Annotated in this window: 12 protein-coding genes, 3 pseudogenes and 1 riboswitch; of the genes and pseudogenes, 5 read left to right on the top strand and 10 right to left on the bottom strand. The window is 39.7% G+C overall.

What is annotated here, in order from left to right; translation table 11 throughout:
• Positions 1–302: 302 nt before the first annotated feature.
• The 3 genes from MHH90_RS02300 to MHH90_RS02290 form a co-directional block, all read right to left on the bottom strand.
• On the bottom strand, positions 303–1,889 hold the full coding sequence (locus tag MHH90_RS02300) for a DEAD/DEAH box helicase (protein WP_014608618.1): 1,587 nt from the start codon (positions 1,887–1,889) through the stop codon (positions 303–305).
• A gap of 190 nt (positions 1,890–2,079) precedes the next feature.
• The gene (locus MHH90_RS02295) at positions 2,080–2,988 is read right to left on the bottom strand and encodes a magnesium transporter CorA family protein (protein ID WP_340725757.1); all 909 of its coding nucleotides are present in this window, start codon (positions 2,986–2,988) and stop codon (positions 2,080–2,082) included.
• Positions 2,989–3,001: 13 nt separating this feature from the next.
• Positions 3,002–3,382, bottom strand: coding sequence for a PH domain-containing protein (locus tag MHH90_RS02290; RefSeq protein WP_011681500.1), 381 nt, complete (start codon positions 3,380–3,382; stop codon positions 3,002–3,004).
• A 102-nt stretch (positions 3,383–3,484) separates the two neighbouring features.
• Positions 3,485–3,605: riboswitch (TPP riboswitch) on the top strand.
• A gap of 77 nt (positions 3,606–3,682) precedes the next feature.
• Between MHH90_RS02290 and thiT the strand changes: the two genes are divergently transcribed.
• From thiT to MHH90_RS02275, 3 genes and pseudogenes are all read left to right on the top strand, one after another.
• Positions 3,683–4,258 (top strand): energy-coupled thiamine transporter ThiT, encoded by a 576-nt coding sequence (gene thiT / locus MHH90_RS02285; RefSeq protein WP_340725756.1) that lies wholly within the window; start codon positions 3,683–3,685, stop codon positions 4,256–4,258.
• 451 nt (positions 4,259–4,709) lie between these two features.
• Positions 4,710–5,573, top strand: coding sequence for a helix-turn-helix domain-containing protein (locus MHH90_RS02280; RefSeq protein ID WP_100262537.1), 864 nt, complete (start codon positions 4,710–4,712; stop codon positions 5,571–5,573).
• Between the two features lie 116 nt (positions 5,574–5,689).
• A pseudogene (locus MHH90_RS02275) lies at positions 5,690–6,868 on the top strand (ryptide export MFS transporter).
• A 369-nt stretch (positions 6,869–7,237) separates the two neighbouring features.
• Here MHH90_RS02275 and MHH90_RS02270 read toward each other — a convergent pair.
• From MHH90_RS02270 to MHH90_RS02260, 3 genes are all read right to left on the bottom strand, one after another.
• The gene (locus tag MHH90_RS02270; RefSeq protein ID WP_011681503.1) at positions 7,238–8,782 is read right to left on the bottom strand and encodes a peptide chain release factor 3; all 1,545 of its coding nucleotides are present in this window, start codon (positions 8,780–8,782) and stop codon (positions 7,238–7,240) included.
• 349 nt (positions 8,783–9,131) lie between these two features.
• The gene (locus MHH90_RS02265; RefSeq protein ID WP_011681504.1) at positions 9,132–9,797 is read right to left on the bottom strand and encodes a YwaF family protein; all 666 of its coding nucleotides are present in this window, start codon (positions 9,795–9,797) and stop codon (positions 9,132–9,134) included.
• A gap of 88 nt (positions 9,798–9,885) precedes the next feature.
• Positions 9,886–11,259, bottom strand: coding sequence for a UDP-N-acetylmuramoyl-tripeptide--D-alanyl-D-alanine ligase (locus tag MHH90_RS02260; RefSeq protein ID WP_014608619.1), 1,374 nt, complete (start codon positions 11,257–11,259; stop codon positions 9,886–9,888).
• A gap of 808 nt (positions 11,260–12,067) precedes the next feature.
• Between MHH90_RS02260 and MHH90_RS02255 the strand changes: the two are divergent.
• A pseudogene (locus MHH90_RS02255) lies at positions 12,068–12,748 on the top strand (hypothetical protein).
• Between the two features lie 92 nt (positions 12,749–12,840).
• Here the strand turns inward: MHH90_RS02255 and MHH90_RS02250 are convergent.
• The 4 genes from MHH90_RS02250 to MHH90_RS02235 are packed head-to-tail and all read right to left on the bottom strand — an operon-like array spanning position 12,841 to position 15,815.
• Positions 12,841–13,695, bottom strand: a complete 855-nt coding sequence (locus tag MHH90_RS02250) for a cysteine ABC transporter substrate-binding protein (protein ID WP_004197296.1) — start codon at positions 13,693–13,695, stop codon at positions 12,841–12,843.
• 42 nt (positions 13,696–13,737) lie between these two features.
• Complete coding sequence (locus MHH90_RS02245; protein ID WP_004197293.1) at positions 13,738–14,496, bottom strand: amino acid ABC transporter ATP-binding protein; 759 nt, start codon at positions 14,494–14,496, stop codon at positions 13,738–13,740.
• Position 14,497: 1 nt separating this feature from the next.
• Complete coding sequence (locus MHH90_RS02240; protein WP_023909876.1) at positions 14,498–15,175, bottom strand: amino acid ABC transporter permease; 678 nt, start codon at positions 15,173–15,175, stop codon at positions 14,498–14,500.
• Positions 15,135–15,815, bottom strand: coding sequence for an amino acid ABC transporter permease (locus tag MHH90_RS02235; protein ID WP_011681511.1), 681 nt, complete (start codon positions 15,813–15,815; stop codon positions 15,135–15,137). The genes MHH90_RS02240 and MHH90_RS02235 overlap by 41 nt, the downstream gene beginning before the upstream one ends.
• A gap of 525 nt (positions 15,816–16,340) precedes the next feature.
• Here MHH90_RS02235 and MHH90_RS02230 point away from each other — a divergent pair.
• Positions 16,341–17,591, top strand: a pseudogene (locus tag MHH90_RS02230) (ISL3 family transposase).
• The last annotated feature ends 39 nt before the right edge of the window (positions 17,592–17,630 follow it).

The following is a 17,630-nucleotide window of genomic DNA, read 5'->3' as shown; positions in this document are numbered from 1 at the left end:
ATTTAGTAAATAAAAAAAACACCCTGCAAGGTGTCCTGAATTATATCCGCAGTAAATGCCATAATATAGATAAACTCATCTTTAGGTATAAATAATCTTACAAAATGCTTCTAAGCTATCTTATTCTCTAATTAAACCTACTTTGATAAATTAAATTAAACAACCACTGAAGATTGATTAATGGTTTTGGTTGAGCATCAATCACTGGTTGGTTATAGAAAAACTTATGAGTTTTTATTATGTACTTATATTGTATATTCAAGGTATAGGAAAACGCTCTATTTTTTAGAGCGTTTTAATTCTTACTTATCACCCTTGTTACGGATAACAAAGCCATTTTTCTTTTCGCTTGAAGCACGGTGTGGGCGTTTGTTGCCACGATTTTCGAAGTCACGACTGTTATTCTTAGACTTGCGTTTGAAGTCTCGACGACCACCGTCTCGATCATCACGGTTACGGTCGCCACGGTATCCACCACGACGGTTGTTATCGCGACCACGGTTACCACGGCCAACTTTGCCACCTTTACCACCAAAGCCACCACCTGATGGTTTAAATGGCAATGGTTTTTCACGCGCAATTTCCACTTCTGGCATTGTCTCTGGATCTTGAACGGTCAAGCTCAAGATATAAAGCGCCAATTCTTCAGGTGTGAATTCTTGAGCCAATTTAACAGCATCGTCCTTAAACTTGTCAAAGTTAGCTCGGATAGTTTCATCCGCAAAGTCACGTTCAATTTTCTTAAGGGCAACTTTCTTCTTAGATTGGAAGGCTTCTTGAGCTGTTGGTGGCTTAAGGCCTTTCATGCGTTTCTTAGTCAAATTTTCGATGATGCCCAAGTAACCCATTTCGTTTGGAGAAACGAACGTAATCGATTGACCTGATTGGCCTGCACGGCCTGTACGTCCAATACGATGAACGTAGCTTTCTGGGTCTTGTGGAATATCGTAGTTGTAGACGTGAGTAACACCTGAAATGTCAAGACCACGCGCCGCAACATCTGTTGCAACCATGATATCGATTTGGCCGTTCTTGAAGTCACGGATAATACGAAGACGTTTGTTTTGGTCAAGGTCTCCGTGGATACCTTCTGCACGGAAACCACGAAGTTTCAAACCACGTGTCAACTCGTCCACACGACGTTTGGTACGTCCAAAGACGATTGACAATTCAGGTTGGTCAACATCCATAAGACGAGTCATAGTATCAAACTTCTCTTGTTCCTTCACTCGGATAAAGTATTGATCAACGTTAACATTGGTCAATTCCTTAGCCTTGATTTTCACATGCTCAGGATCTTTCATGAACTGAACACCAATACGTTTGATGGCATCAGGCATAGTTGCTGAGAAGAGAAGGGTTTGACGTTCCTCTGGTACTCGACTGATAATTGCTTCAATGTCTTCTAGGAAGCCCATGTTAAGCATTTCATCAGCTTCATCCAAAATCAAAGTCTCGATATTGTTAAGTTTAAGGGCTTTACGTTTGATAAGGTCTAGGAGACGACCTGGTGTCCCTACTACAATGTGGGCACCTGAACGGAGGGCCTTGATTTGTTTCTCGATGCTAGAACCACCGTATACTGAGCGAACCTTAACGCCCTTATCACGGCCAAAACGGAAAAGCTCTTCTTGAGATTGCACTGCCAACTCACGTGTTGGGGCAATAACCAGGGCTTGAATTGTATTTTCTTCTGTACGAATTTTATCTAGGGTAGGCAAACCAAAGGCAGCTGTTTTACCAGTACCAGTTTGTGCCTGACCGATGACATCCTTACCTTCAAGAGCAAGTGGAATTGTCAACTCTTGGATAGGTGATGGTTGTTCAAAACCGGCAGCTACAACAGCTGATTGGATGTCTTCTGATAGGTTTAAATCTGTAAATTTCAAAGTATTCTTCTTTCTATTGAAGGTAGTGCGAAGCTACCTTATGAGACTTGGATGAGCAGATAAAGCATCTGCTTGTATTTTACAGTCGTTAATTTAACAACTCATCTATTCTATCATATTTAAGGATAAAAAGACAGAAAATAATGTTTTAAAACCGCCTCCAATTTGAGAAGACGGTTTCACTCACTGATTATTTTTTATGAACCAACCAACGCAGATAGCGGGCCAAAACCAAACAAAGAATGATACTACCAAAAACGATGAAAATCCAGGCTGGACTGACAGTCATAAAAGGTATAGGAACATTCATCCCAAAGAAACCGGTAATGACGGAAAGAACTCCCAAGAGTACCTCGATAATAGTCAAATTACTCAAGTTATTATTCAGATTGTTGTTTAGGATATTATTATAAGAACCTGATAGTTGTTGTAAGACCTTTGAAATAAGATCCGTCATGGCAACCAACTGCCTGGCTTCAATCATAGCATCATCAAACTGCTCTTTTTCGACCTCATTGAAACGACGATAAATGGCATGCCCATTAATGTATTCCAAAAGGAGACGGTTTTGTGTAGCTGCGGTCACCAAATAGACCATGCCTGTTTCCAAATCTGAAAGATCATAAAGATTCTTACTTGTCGTGGTCTGCCTTAGGCGTCGACTAACTTCGTCTTTTTGCTGATCCAAGCGTTCAATAACGGGATAATAAGCATTTGAAATCATCTCAAGTCCTGCAAAAAGCAACGTGTAGATAGACAAATCCTCAGGGTTATCCACATAGTCTTGCATCTTTCTTATCACATAAGCGTTATCCTCGTTACTAATGGTCACCAAACGCGTATCTTGTACAATAAAAGTCAGAGGGATAGTCTCATAGTATTCCTTGTCCTTTTCAAGCGCCAGAACATTATAGATAAAGGTAATTGTCCCATTCTCACGGTTGTAATCCATGTGGGCTCGTTCATTTTTATCCAAGGCATACTCTACGGTTTCTTGGTCAATATCGTACTTAGTATAAAGGTAGGATTGCTCAGATACAATGTCTGAGTCAATATTAATCCAGTGACGCTTGTAACCAAGTTCCTTTTCAATAAACATAGTCAATTCCTCTTCACTCTAGCACTGCTGTTGCTAAAGCTTGCTGAATTTCAAAGACATTATTATCGCTCTTAAATTGAAGCACTTCTGCAGGATCAAGTGCTGATGAAATCCAAATCTTAAGTTCAGCATCTAGGTCAAAGTTCCCCGAGCTTTCTACAGTGAAACGAGAGATTGAGTGATAAGGGATAGATTTATAGGAAGTCTTCTTTCCTGTAACACCTTGCTTATCTACTAAAATCAAGCGTTTCTCTGTAAAGACAATCAAGTCACGAACAAGGACATAGGCTAAGTCCACCTGTTCACCTGGAATCAAGATATTCTCCAATTGACGCTCAACCTTGTCATTATCTTTCTTAGACGCATTGCCAAGCAATCCTGAAAAAATTCCCATAGTTGTTGCTCCTTTTTTACTTTAAAGATAGTTCTTGCTCTAACTATACCACATTTTAAGATTTAATACACTTGCAGAAATTGGTTTCTGGTAGTACAATAAAAGAGTCACAAGAGGAGCAATTGCTGAGAATGGCTAGCTTGAATCTTTTCTTCAAGACTCGCCTAAACTCTTACCACCTGATCAGGTTAGAACCTGCGTAGGGATGTGTCTCAAAATAGATTGAAATAGACTTCTATGACGTCGTTTTGATGTGGCAAAAAAATAGCCAATCAAGACGATTGGTATAGGAGGTTTTTTATGTCGAAAACAAGTATTCGACCAATGATTGATATCGCCCTTTTGGCGACCATTGCTTATATCCTGGATCTAGTTACTCAGCCAATATCCCTAGGCCCTTGGATTTCCCTTTCCTTTAAAATGGCGCCTATCTTTCTCCTCAGTTTTCGCTGGGGGCTTAAAGCCGGTGCTATGGGAGGCCTTATCTGGGGGCTTCTCCAAGTGGCGACGGGACAAGCAGCCGGTGGTTGGCTAACATTAACACAAGGTTTTCTGGAGTATTTTGTCGCCTTTAGCCTTATTGGGATTAGTGGTGTGGTCAAACCAGCCCTAGATAAAGCCATTAAACAAGGCTATAAAGTTAAATCTCTGATGTATATCACTGGGGGGATTCTGCTTGGTAGCTTTGCTCGTTACCTCATTCACTTTATAGCAGGTGTCATCTTTTGGGGAAGCTATGCCCCTAAAGGACAAAGCCCTTATCTTTACTCACTCATTGTCAATAGCTCATCCTTCCTTGGAGAAACATTGGCCAGCCTCATTGTTTTCTTCGCCTTGCAACGATTCCTAGGCAGATTACTAAATACGGAAAAATAAAAGAAACCATAGGACAGTCTTAAGTGGCAGTCCTATGGTTTTTCTTGTTTTTATGAAATATTACGACACGACGTCAGACGAACCGATATGATTCGTCTGACGTCGTTAGTGAGACGGCTAGCTAGACACAAGATAGTGACTCGCGTCAAAAGATGAACGATTTGCAAAAACTATACATAGTTGAGATATAGTTTCTAACAACTAAACAAATTAGGCTAATAATTCATGCCACAATAGTTAATTTGACGCTACATTGCTCGTCTTTTCCTTAAATTCTAACTGAGAGTATTATTATTCAACTAAGATAACAATGATTCCTTCGCAAACTAAAACAACCAATAACAACAATTTTTGTTTCTTCATATGAATTACCTCACTTTTGTTTTACTGTATTTTATGTTAAGATACAAAAAACATAAATATTCCCATATGTGCAAACTGGAGGTTTTCCATGCAAAAATTTGGAGAAGTTTTAAAAAAATTTCGTGAATCAAGAGGGTTACGATTAAAAGATGTCGCAAAAGCAGGTATTTCAACGTCTCAACTATCCCGTTTTGAAAAGGGACAGACAGATTTAACCATTTCAAAGTTTATGTTGATCTTAGATGAAATCAATATGCCTATTGAAGAATTTATGTATGCTGTCCATGATTTTCATCGTGATGATCTGAATGAGCTATTATCAAAAATTCGACTTTTTGTATCGACTCATGATATCGATGGATTAAAGAAGTTACTCAGTTCTCAATTAGAATCAGAACCTAAACGAGAGAAGTTTCATCACATTAATACTATTTTATTAAAAATTCGCTTGCAAGATTTATCGGGAGAAAGCTACTATACGCAACAGGACCTAGCTGATTTAACCGATTATCTATTTAGTGTCGAGTACTGGGGGTATTATGAATTATTGATTTTTGCAAATACCTTAGATGTGTTGAACCATGAGACTCTTATGGTTTTGGCAAAGGAGATGTCTAGAAGGTCTGATTTTTACAAAGAGATTCCTAATAATCGACGCATGATATCAACCATGTTATTAAATGTTTATATTACATGCATAGAAAGAGAAGAACTCATTGATGCACTGTATTTTGAAAAACAATTAAACCAATGCTTTTTTATCGAGACTGAAATTTATGAACGATTGGTTTTTCAATATGCACAAAATTATTATCAATATAAAAAAGAAGGAAATAATCAGTCCATTATCGAAATGAAAAAATATATTGGGGCCATGAAATTGGCAGGGAGCGAGCATATTGCAAAGACTTATGAAGCACATTTGAAAAAATTGATAGAGGAAAATAGTTAGAAAGCATATATGGGAATTTATTAAATAAGATTATTATTCTTGTAAAATTATTTTGTTTAAAAAATATGTGAATCCAATTTCATTTCCAGATTTGGTAACCAATATGGAGAAACGATATGTCTAAATCCTTTCTGAAATTACTTCTCTCTCAATTATTTGCTAACTTAGCTGACATTTTTCTCAGGGTATCTCTCATTGCAAATATCTACGTCATTACAAAATCCGTTATTGCAACCTCAATGGTTCCCATTCTAATCGGATTATCAGCTTTCGTGGCAAGCCTTCTAGTGCCATTGGTGACTAAAAAACTAGCCCTAAATAGAGTTCTTTCATTCACTCAATGTGGAAAGACTTTTTTATTAGCAATACTCCTTGTAATGCTCTTTAAGGCTCAATTTGTTCCAGCCATAGGAATGTATATCTTTGTTGTCGCTATTTCTATCTTAGATGGCTTTGCATCGCCCGTATCTTATGCCATGATTCCTAGATATGCCACAAATTTGGGAAAGGCAAATGCTGCCTTATCAATGAGTAGTGAGGGAGTGCAATTGATTGGTTGAGGACTGGGAGGACTCCTTTACGCTTCGGTTGGCCTATTTTCTACAATGTTGATAGTCCTATTTCTTTATCTTCTTTCTACTTCTGTGATGCTCCTTCTCCCTCAGGCTAAAATAGAGCAGTTAGATGCGGAAACTAATCTGGATACTCTAGTAAAAGGATGGAAGTTAGTTGCAAAAAATCCTAAATTAAAGTTATTTGTCCAAGCAAATTTATTAGAGGACTTCTCCAATACAATCTGGGTATCATCAGTAATCCTTGTTTTTGTAACCGAAGTATTAAAACAAACTGAAAGTTACTGGGGCTACTCAAATACAGCCTATTCCCTTGGTATCATTTTAGGTGGAATAATTGTCTACAAACTATCCGAAAAGTTTTTAGCTCATAAGTGGAAAAGTATTCTCTTTCCACTCTTAGCAATGGCGACCATCACAGCCAGTATCCTCTTTTTTTCAAACACACAAACATTTTTAATTTTCTCAAGTTTAATCGGCTTCTTTTCTCAGTTAAAAGAAGTCCCTGAAAGTGTCTTTCTTCAGGAAACTGTGGATGAAAATCAGTTAGTACATGTTTATTCTGTATTTGAAGTCATTTAAACCCTTGCTTTTTCAGTTTTCGTCTTTCTGATGAGTTCTATTACTGAAAGTTTTGGAATTACAACAAGTTTCTGGCTATCAACAATTTGCATACTTTTGGAAGCTGGCTTGATTTATCATAATCGTGATTATCTAAAGTAATTAATTATAGCTATACTTGATAACTATTAGGTTTATAAAAAATATAGGACTATCTGATTAGATAGTCCTATATTTTGTGTTATTTTAGAGACGTGGCGTAGATATCATTATTAAGATATTACGACACGAAGTCAGACGAATCGATATTATTCGTCTGACGCAGTTAGTGAGACGGCTAGCTAGACACCTAATAGGGGCTAGCGTCAAAAGATGAACGATTTGCAAAAACTAAATAGTCATCGTGTTACGACATGAGAAAACGGAAACGATGTTTTTTCCGTTTTCGAGTTAGTAAGGGACTTAGCCACGGTCCCATAGGACGTGGTGTAGATTGCTTAAGCTATGAAATAGCCAAGCAATCTTAGTACATTACATCTTCTCTTCCAATGTTACATCTGGGTATTTATCCGCAAACCAACGAAGGGCAAAGTCATTTTCAAAGAGGAAGACTGGTTGGTCAAAGCGATCTTTGGCCAAGATGTTTCGGCTTGATGACATGCGTTCGTCAAGATCCTCAGGTTGAATCCAACGTACGGTCTTTTTACCCATTGGTGTCATGACGACTTCAGCATTGTATTCATTTTCCATACGGTGCTTGAAAACTTCAAACTGAAGTTGACCAACAGCACCAAGCATGTATTCGCCAGTTTGGTAGTTGGTGTAGAGCTGGATGGCTCCTTCTTGCACCAATTGTTCAATTCCCTTGTGGAAAGACTTCTGTTTCATAACATTTTTAGCAGAAACTTTCATGAACAACTCGGGCGTAAAGGTTGGTAGTGGCTCAAATTCAAACTTATTTTTTCCTACAGTAAGGGTATCACCAACCTGGTAAGTTCCTGTATCGTAAACCCCGATAATATCTCCAGCCACAGCATTTTCGACATTTTCACGGGACTCGGCCATAAACTGAGTGACGTTAGAGAGCTTAGCTCCTTTACCTGTACGGGTTAGGTTAACACTCATACCACGCTCGAATTCGCCAGACACGATACGAACAAAGGCAATACGGTCACGGTGACGTGGGTCCATGTTGGCTTGGATTTTGAAAACAAAACCTGAGAAATCCTTGTTAAGAGGATCAATCTCATCACCATCTACTGTCTTATGGCCATGTGGTTCTGGCGCGAATTTGAGGAAGGTATCGAGGAAGGTTTGAACCCCAAAGTTTGTAAGGGCAGAACCGAAGAAGACCGGAGTCAATTCACCAGCTAAAATAGCTTCTTCAGAGAATTCATTTCCTGCTTCTGTCAAGAGTTCGATATCTTCTTTAGCTTGCTCATAGAATGGATTGTTGGCAAATAGAGTATCACCATCTTCAATCTTGGCAAAGCGCTCGTTACCCTTGTAAAGCTCTAATCGTTCATTATAAAGGTCATAAAGACCTTCGAAGGCTTTCCCCATACCGATAGGCCAGTTCATTGGGTAACTGGCAATACCAAGCACTTCTTCCAACTCTTCCAAGAGGTCAAGTGGCTCACGTCCATCACGGTCCAATTTGTTCATGAAGGTGAAGACAGGAATACCACGGTGTTTGACAACTTCGAAAAGTTTTTTGGTTTGGGCCTCAATACCTTTGGCTGAGTCAACGACCATTACGGCAGCATCAACCGCCATAAGAGTACGGTAGGTATCTTCTGAGAAGTCCTCGTGCCCTGGGGTATCAAGGATATTAACACGTTTGCCGGCATAGTCAAACTGCATCACAGATGAGGTTACTGAGATACCACGTTGTTTTTCAATATCCATCCAGTCTGATTTGGCAAAATTTCCGGTCTTCTTACCTTTTACGGTACCAGCTTCACGGATTTCACCCCCAAAGTAAAGCAATTGTTCAGTAATTGTTGTTTTACCAGCATCGGGGTGAGAGATGATGGCAAAAGTACGGCGTTTTTTGATTTCGTCTCGAATGCTCATAGTTTTCTTTCTTCTTTAAAAATAATCTTTTTGGTACTTTTCCTTAGTGGTATCGAACGTTAGCAGCTTCCTTAGGAATCGCAAAACTTCTACGTTCCATAGCTACTGACAGTAATAGGTTTTAACCAGATTGAAAAGTAAGATAGTTGTAGCACTTCTTTCAGAAAATTTCTGTCTTTTAAAAGCTACATTTGTTGTCGAGGCTTGCAATAATTCTCGCAGGCATAACTCTTTTATTATATCCAAATTACAGTGTGAAAGCAATTTTGAAAGCGTTTTGTGTTAGAATAAAACAAATAAAATGACAAAACATGCTATCAGCTTTCTGATGGCGTGTTTCTTCATTTATTCAATACTTATCTTCAAAATATTCCAGACTCTTTTTCATAATTATCATAAGAATAATCAAAGTTGCTGAAACAGCAAGGTATTTGACAACTAAGGAGGGTCCCATAATAAATGGCGTGTGTTTAAGCATCCCATAGTTTCCACCGATGGTCTGATTAACTATTACCAGACCTAGATTTAGTAGGAAGGTAGCCACCACGATTAGTCCTAGGCTGATGGGATGGGTTTTATAACTGTTAAAAATGACATTCAGGCTATTGACGAGTAGGGCATAGTGACCAATTAGGAAAGAAAATCCTGTGATATGAGGAAACTCATAGGGATCAAATACTGGGTAAATCAATGCACAGTAGGTTCCGACGACTCCCATAATAGCGAAGTAGGTCTTTGTCCTACTATTTTTCAAGAGGAGAACAGCAAACATGGCCATACGGCAATGGTAAAGGGGCAGACTAATAAAAAGAGGAAAGCCTTGCCAGAGGTACCAGGTGTAAAGGGCAAAGAGTTGAATGGCTTGAATAGTGATAAAGGTCCAACGCCATACATTATTGTTATGCCAAAGCCAACTCAGGTAACTCAAGAGTACCATCGCCAAGAGCATAAGCAAATAATAGGGCAGAGGTATATGGGGGGGATGAGTTGGGGTCATTGTCAAAAAATCCTTCATTCTCTTCTCCTGATGAAATTGCTATGCCTGCTATTATATCAAATTTCAGGGTAAATCAAAAACCTGCTTAGAGAGCAGGTTAGAGAACTTAATCCTTAGCTTGGAGTTCTTGCACAACCTTGGCTAGGTTCATAGAGTTAGAGCCCTTAAGCAAGATTTGATCGTATTCGCCTAGACTTTCTTTGATTTGTTTGACCATAGCATCAAATTGGTCTTCATCAGATGTCTTCTTGAAATAATAAACATGACCAAGTGGGAACATTTGACTGGCAAGTTGTGACAATTCTGCAATGTCTTCACCATAGAAAATCACCGTATCAATAGCATCTGGTGTCAGGCTTAAAATCATCTGTGTATGAAGTTGTACAGACTGTTCACCGAGTTCTTTCATATCAGCTAGGACAGCGATTTTCTTGCCTCCTTCATTCTTAGGAATGGCTGAGAAGGTCTCCAAAACGAGCTTCATAGCTGTTGGATTGGCATTGTAGACGTCAGAAAGAATATCCGCTCCATTAGCCGCTTTTTTCCATTCGGTACGGTTTTTTGTGAGTTGCAAGTTAGCAAGAGCTGAGAGGATATTTTCCTCAGTTACACCCAAGTGTTTTGCGACATAGGCAGCAACCATGGCATTTGTGGCATTGTATTTTCCAGTGACTGGCAAGGTAACTTGTCCGTCGAGGAACTTTGTTGAAAAGGTAAGATGATCCTTGTATTCCGTCAACTCAGAGACTGTAAGCTCTGCACCATCTCCAAAGCGTACCACTTCAAGATTGCTTGGCAAGAAAGGATCAACGATTGGATCACATGGCACAAGCAAGAGACTACCATCAGGCATACCGTCTTGCATTTGCATTTTACCTTGAGCAATCTTGTCACGGCTACCGAAGAATTCCAAGTGAGCCTCTCCAATTAAGGTAACAACGGCTGTTTTTGGCTTAGCCAAGTTTGACAAGAGATGAATATCTCCCATATGGTCTTGCCCCATCTCAAGGACAATTTTCTCCGTATCATCAGGCATGTGGAGGGCTGTATAAGGAAGACCAATCTCATTGTTGTAATTGCCTTGTGTCTTGTAAGTGCGGTAGGTCGTTGCCAAAATGTCATGAATCATGTCCTTGGTGGTTGTCTTACCGTTAGAACCAGTCACAGCAATAACATCAACACCAGTCTTTTCAAGATAGTAGGCAGCTAGTTCTTGGAAGGCTTCAAGAGTGTCATCGACTAGGATGTGGGCTTGATCAGCCGGTAATTCTTTTTCTGTGAATGTCGCTATAGCACCGTTGTCAAAGGCTGTTTGGATAAAATCATGCCCATCACGCGCACCTTTGAGCGGCAAAAAGAGATCCCCCGCTGTGATCTTACGGCTGTCAAATTCAATCTGGTTTAGGGCGACATCTTTATAGGCAGTGACATCATTTTTAGCACCAACAACCTTGGCAATTTCATGGAGTGTCAGTTTCATCTTAAAATCCTCTATTATATTTTTTTACAAGTCTGACAAGAAATAAGATTTTCTTGACTTCAATCACTCCCAATTATATCACAAATCGGGCTAGCTTTTGCTTGGGAGATGAATTTGTTACAATGGTTGATGAAAGGATTAGGCATGACAAAGAAAAAAATCAATCAGTTTCTCTAACAAAGAGAAAGACAGAAGAAGTGACTGCCAAAGTATTGAAGAACCTAAAGCTAGCGCTTTAATTGGAGAATGGTAGTTCTACTAGAGCCAACATCTGGATTGATCATCTTATTAATACTAGCACTGCTATATGGTGGTTTATATTATTACAATCATTATACCGTCAACAAAGATAATATTTATGGTCTCTGGCAGTCTGATCATCATCAGTTAGCGACTTCCTGTAAGCATATTCGGAAATGAGGAAATATTGACTGGCAGGTCACACAGGATGGTAAGGATGTTATCTATGCTACTAGAACTCGCCCAGTCAAGCTGCTTAATGACGGAGCTCTTCACATGGAGCTCTACACTGTGGAAGGCTACCTAACAGACCTCCCCACAAAGGACGGCTTCAGCTATATGGATTTCTATCTTCATAAAAACAATTATATTACCTATGATGGCGAGTCCTACAAACGAATAGACTCCGGAAACAGGTCCATCACTTGGAAAGATGATTCCACCAGCCCTTATGGTCAACGGAAAACCACTATAGATGAAGTTTTTGAATCCTTCTATTTGATACTTATTGGTATTTGCTCATTTCTTATCATTATAGAGGCTCGGCAAAAGAGGAGAGAGAAGCTCAATGAGACACCAAACAAAAAGAAAATACGCTGACCGAAAGAATCTCAATCGAAAATATCATCCACAAAAAGCATATCGGAAACAACAGAAACGCAAAACGGGATGGCGAGCACGCTGGGATAAATTTACAGACCGTTTAGCTAACATTTTTGGCATAGATTTCCTAATCCTCTTACCTGTAGTCATTATCTATGGTATTTTCTTTGGTCATGACGTTTATAAAGACGATATCTACGGTCTTTGGCAACCTGAAAGCCATCAGCTTGCCATATCCTACGAAAGAGGTGGCGAGGGAAGTAAGATTGATTGGGAGATTGTTCAAGATGGAAATGTCCTCATCAAAAATGCACGCATTGATGAGATTGAACGCTTTAATGGACGGTAACCTAGTTTATGCCAAGGAGCACCTTCTTTCAGACCTTCCCACAAAGAACGGCTACAACTATTTGAAGATGTATGTTCGTAAAGACAATTATCTGACCTATAATGGCGAATCCCACAAATTAGTGGATGATAAGGACAAAAGTATTACCTGAAAAGACGGTTCAAAATCCCCTTATGTCAACGAAAGACCTTGTCTGATCGTCTGAGACCTTATATCGTATTTGGAATGTTGGGTGGCTTTCTTATATATGTCCTTTTCGTTGAATGGAAGATCAAAAGAAACTATAAAAACAAGTAAAACCACTCCTGCTTCTAGCTAGACTAGATATAAGCAGGAGTGGTTGTTTATTTTTATTAAGCAAGACTTACCTCTCTAAGAGGGTGTTGGTCTTATTTCACTTGGCCACCTTCAACAACGAGGTCATCAGCTTTAGCAGCATCACCGTAAGTTGGGTGAAGTGTTTTTTCATAATCTTTGTGGAAGAAATTCTCTTCGCCAAGTTTCTTAATGTCTTTATTGATAAAGTCAAGGAGTTCTTTGTTACCTTTTTGAACGGCTGGAGCGATAGTATCTGGATCACCAAGTGATGTGATTCCGACTTCATAGCCTTTGTTTTCTAGAGCCCAAGCAAGAACTTCTGTATTATCTGTTGAGAAGGCATCGCCACGACCATCAAGGAGTGCTTGGTAGGCATCGCTATATTGATCATACTTTTGCAATTTGATATTTGGGTAGTTCTTTTCAAAATAAGTTTCAGCAGTTGTCCCCTTAGTAACAATCAAGGTCTTGCCTTCAAGCTCTTTAACGTCCTTAATGACCTTGTCTTTAGGTGACACTACACCGATTGAGACTTTCATGTAAGGAAGGGCGAAGTCCACTTGTTTCTTACGTTCATCAGTTACTGTAAAGTTGGCAAGCGTAATATCTACCTTGTTTGAAATCAAGAATTCTGCACGGTTGGCCGCATCTACTGAGACGTATTTCGGTTTAACACCCAAGTCTTTGGCCAAACGGTTACCAAGTTCAATATCGTAACCTTGGTAAGCACCCTTGTTATCTACATAACCGAAAGGTTTCTTGTCCGCAAAGACGGCGATACGAAGCTCACCACTCTTCTTAATTTCTTCAATAGTACGTGCTTTGGCTGTTGATTTACCAGAGCTACTGTTACTTGAGCAAGCAGTCACTGCCACCAAGGCAAAGACGAGGGCTAATAGGGCAAAAATTTTCTTTGTTAGTTTCATAATTCTCTCCTAAAATAATTTACTTTCACTAAAAACAATGGGTTACAAATAGGCACCAAACTGACTGAAATCAAAGACATTGAGGAACTCTTGAGCCCGCTGTGTCTTTGGATGATTGAAGAATTCTTCAGCAGTACCTTCCTCAGCGATGACACCCTTATCCATAAAGATAATACGGTCAGCGATGGCACGCGCAAACTGAAGTTCATGGGTTACAATCAACATGGTACATCCTTCTTGAGCCAGGTCATTGATTAATTCCAGAACCTCACGAACCATCTCAGGATCAAGTGAAGCCGTCACTTCATCAAAGAGGATAACTTCAGGATGCATGAGCAGGGAACGGACTATGGCTACCCGTTGCTTTTGACCACCTGATAGTTGTCGCGCAAAGCTGTGTTTCTTATCCAAAAGTCCCACACGGTCCAAGAGTTTCTCAGCCTCTGCAATGACTTCATTCTTGTTACGCCCTTGAGCTTTGACTGGCCCCAAAATCAGGTTTTGCAGGATATCCAAATGCGGGAAGAGGTCATAGCTTTGAAAGACCATTCCGATTTTCTGACGAATCAGGTGGAAATCCTTTTTACTACCAGTGATAGACTTACCATCTAGGAGAATATCGCCTCCTTGGATAGTCTCTAAGCCATTGATGCAGCGTAGCAAAGTCGATTTTCCACAACCTGAGGAACCCAGGATAACAACGACTTCACCTTGCTTAACATCTAAGGAGATGCCTTTGAGAATTTGATTGTCCCCAAAGGACTTTTTCAAATCCTTGATTTGTAAAATGCTTTCTGTCATCTTAATTCCTCCAACGATTTTCAAGATATGTAGACAGCTTAGATATTGGGTAACAAATGGCAAAATAAAGAATCAAAATTGTACCATAAATCCAGAAAGAAGCTGTTGGAATAGTCAGGCGGTTACTATCGATAATCTGCTGACCAACCTTGGTCACCTCAACCACGCCAATCAAAACCACCAAAGATGTGGTCTTAATCATCCGTGTCACCAGGTTAATAGCCTGAGGCAACAAGCGACGCAGGACTTGCGGAATAATGACATAGGTGTAGAGTTGCCCATTGGTCAAGCCAAGAGCCCTCCCACTATCAAACTGGTGTCTCGGTAGCGACGTGATTGACCCACGCACCAAATCGCCCATCTCAGCCGTTCCCCAAAGGGTAAAGACGATAATAGCCGATAGCTCACCTGAGATATTGATGTTAAAGTTCCTAGCCAGACCAAAATAGACAATAAAGAGCAAAACTAATTGGGGCATGATACGAATAAATTCTAGATAAATTCGTGACAAAAACCGAACAATCTTAGACTTCGAAGTCATGACAATCCCAAAAAGGGTTCCTAGTAAGAGGGACAGAAGCACCGAAACGATGGAAATTCTAATAGTTACGCCTAAACCTTGTAAGATACGTAGGAAATTATTCCCCTGAAGAAGAACCTGAAAGCCCGAATCCTGCATAGCGTAACCTCCTTTCAATCCAACTAAAGACTAGAGAAATCGGTAGCAACATCAAGAGATAAGCCACCACCAACATTCCTAGAGCCACATCAGTTTCGTAGTAAAGACCCATCAAATCCTTGGCCACATACATCAAATCCGCCAAGGCTACCGCTGAGAAAACGGATGTTTCCTTGATAAGGAAGATGACGTTAGCACTAAATGACGGAAGCGCCACAGCCACTGCCTGAGGAAGGACCACATAGCGAAAGACTTGGAATGGCGTCAAACCAATAGACAAACCCACTTCATGCTGGGTCTGACTAACAGCCTCTAGACCACTTCGGAAGGACTCCGCCATATAGGAACCGCCCAAGAAAATCAAACCTACCACAGCACAAGTCTCTGAGGATAGAACCAAACCGATACGAGGCAAGCCAAAGTAGAGAAAAAAGAGCTGAATCAAGAGCGGCGTATTACGAGATAACTCAATATAAGCCGTCGAAAGCTGACTCAAAATCGGTACTCGATAATGGCGAATAACACTCACCACCAAGCCCAAAAGAAAGGACCCAATAATCCCCATAACAGCAATATGTAAGGTTAAAAAGAATGCCTTCTGATAGAAGGGCAAATACTGTTGAACAATGGACCAGTCCAAAACTTACCTCCTCAAAACAAGATACAAAGGGCGTGTGAAATTTCATAAAGCAAATAGGAAACTGACGACGTGTGCTGGCACACTAGGAAGTTTATCCTTTGCTCTAGGAATTTAGCCTGTGTTCAATTCCACAATATACAAAGGGCGTGTAAAAATCCGTGAGCACCCACTGACATCTACTTCTGGCCCTTTGACCATCACTCGTCTCTGACGATATTTACGATAGGTGAATCTTCATCAAAAACGAACAAATTGCTTTATATTATTATTTGAAACGTTAGCTTTATTCTACCACCGCTGAGTTTCTTTGGATAATATGTATTTTTTATCAAGGTGATAAAGAAAAGATATAAATACAATCTGGATTTCTATAAAGAAAAAAACATCTCAATCTCAGAGATTTCGGCTCTATAATTTCTGTAGTGGGTAAAACTACTGTAGGGATTATAGAGCTTTTTGAGTGTACACAAAAAGTCCCATAAGAACTATAATGAAAAGCAACCAAACCATCATTAGGAAGAACTTATGAGACTTATTAAGAATAACACAGAATTAATCGGAATCAAAGACCAAAATATCAAGATTTCACTTGTTTTTGAAACTGACACTCATATCGAGATTCAAGCAAAACTTGATTACCCTGCACCATCATGTCCTCATTGCCATGGAAAGATGATCAAGTACGACTTTCAAAAGCCTTCTAAAATCCCTCTTCTCGAGCAAGCGGGAACGCCAACTCTACTACGTCTGAAAAAACATCGTTTCCAGTGTAAAAGTTGTAGAAGAGTCACGGTAGCTGAGACATCTATCGTTGAGAAAAACTGCCAAATCTCCAATCTAGTCCGACAAAAAGTTACACAACTCCTAACTGAGAAAGTGTCACTAACTGATATTGCAAGAAGACTTCGCGTGTCGACGTCCACTGTCTATCGTAAGCTTGATCAGTTTACTTTCAAGAAACATTATGACAAACTCCCTGCTGTTATGTCCTGGGATGAGTTTGGGTTCAAGAAAGGGGAATTGGCTTTTGTGGCGCAGAATTATGAGACAAACCAACTCATAACCATCCTTGATAATCGCCGCCAAACTACTATACGAAACTACTTTTTGAAGTATCCATTGAAAGTCCGACAACAGGTACAGTTTATCACGATGGATATGTCTGGAGCTTATATTCCACTGGCTCGCAAGCTCTTTCCAAACGCAAAAATCGTTCTTGATCGTTTCCACATCATCCATCACCTTGGACGTGCCTTTTTAAAGACAAGAATTGCAATTATGAACCAATTCGATAAGAAGTCACTACCCTATCGAGCCCTGAAAAATCACTGGCGACTCTTCCAAAAGGACAGCCGTAAACTTATCTCTCAACTCTTTTTATTCAAAGACTTTCCGCCAAACTTTAGCACCACATGAAGTTGTTAAGAAGACACTAGTCTTTTCAAAAGAGCTTACTGACTACTATACACTTTATCAGCTTTTGCTTTTTCACTTTCAGGAGAAGAGAGTAGGTGAGTTCTTTGACCTGATAGAGGAAAATAGAAGCAAGGTCAATCACTATTTTCAAACGGTCTTTAGGACTTTTCTTAGACACAAGCAATACATCCAAAATGCACTAGAAACAGACTATTCAAACGCAAAACTTGAAGCGACTAATAAGTTAATTAAAGACATTAAACGCTTGGGCTTCGGTTTTAGAAACTTCATCAACTTTAAGAAACGTGTCTTCATCACACTGAACATACATAAAAAGAGGACCTATCCGGTCCTCTCTAGATGTTAGCTTTTCGTCACCCACTACAGTTGACAAAGAGC

Source organism: Streptococcus sp. FSL E2-3488 (genome assembly GCF_038003585.1).
Classification (GTDB): domain Bacteria; phylum Bacillota; class Bacilli; order Lactobacillales; family Streptococcaceae; genus Streptococcus; species Streptococcus thermophilus.
This window is presented reverse-complemented; position numbering and strand designations above follow the sequence as displayed.

Bases quoted from the DNA above. Each gene is read 5' to 3' on its own strand.
- MHH90_RS02245 (WP_004197293.1), bottom strand. From the start codon at position 14,496: ATGACAGAAAGCATTTTACAAATCAAGGATTTGAAAAAGTCCTTTGGG.
- MHH90_RS02240 (WP_023909876.1), bottom strand. From the start codon at position 15,175: ATGCAGGATTCGGGCTTTCAGGTTCTTCTTCAGGGGAATAATTTCCTA.
- MHH90_RS02260 (WP_014608619.1), bottom strand. From the start codon at position 11,259: ATGAAACTGACACTCCATGAAATTGCCAAGGTTGTTGGTGCTAAAAAT.
- MHH90_RS02280 (WP_100262537.1), top strand. From the start codon at position 4,710: ATGCAAAAATTTGGAGAAGTTTTAAAAAAATTTCGTGAATCAAGAGGG.
- MHH90_RS02250 (WP_004197296.1), bottom strand. From the start codon at position 13,695: ATGAAACTAACAAAGAAAATTTTTGCCCTATTAGCCCTCGTCTTTGCC.
- MHH90_RS02290 (WP_011681500.1), bottom strand. From the start codon at position 3,382: ATGGGAATTTTTTCAGGATTGCTTGGCAATGCGTCTAAGAAAGATAAT.
- thiT (WP_340725756.1), top strand. From the start codon at position 3,683: ATGTCGAAAACAAGTATTCGACCAATGATTGATATCGCCCTTTTGGCG.
- MHH90_RS02270 (WP_011681503.1), bottom strand. From the start codon at position 8,782: ATGAGCATTCGAGACGAAATCAAAAAACGCCGTACTTTTGCCATCATC.
- MHH90_RS02295 (WP_340725757.1), bottom strand. From the start codon at position 2,988: ATGTTTATTGAAAAGGAACTTGGTTACAAGCGTCACTGGATTAATATT.
- MHH90_RS02265 (WP_011681504.1), bottom strand. From the start codon at position 9,797: ATGAAGGATTTTTTGACAATGACCCCAACTCATCCCCCCCATATACCT.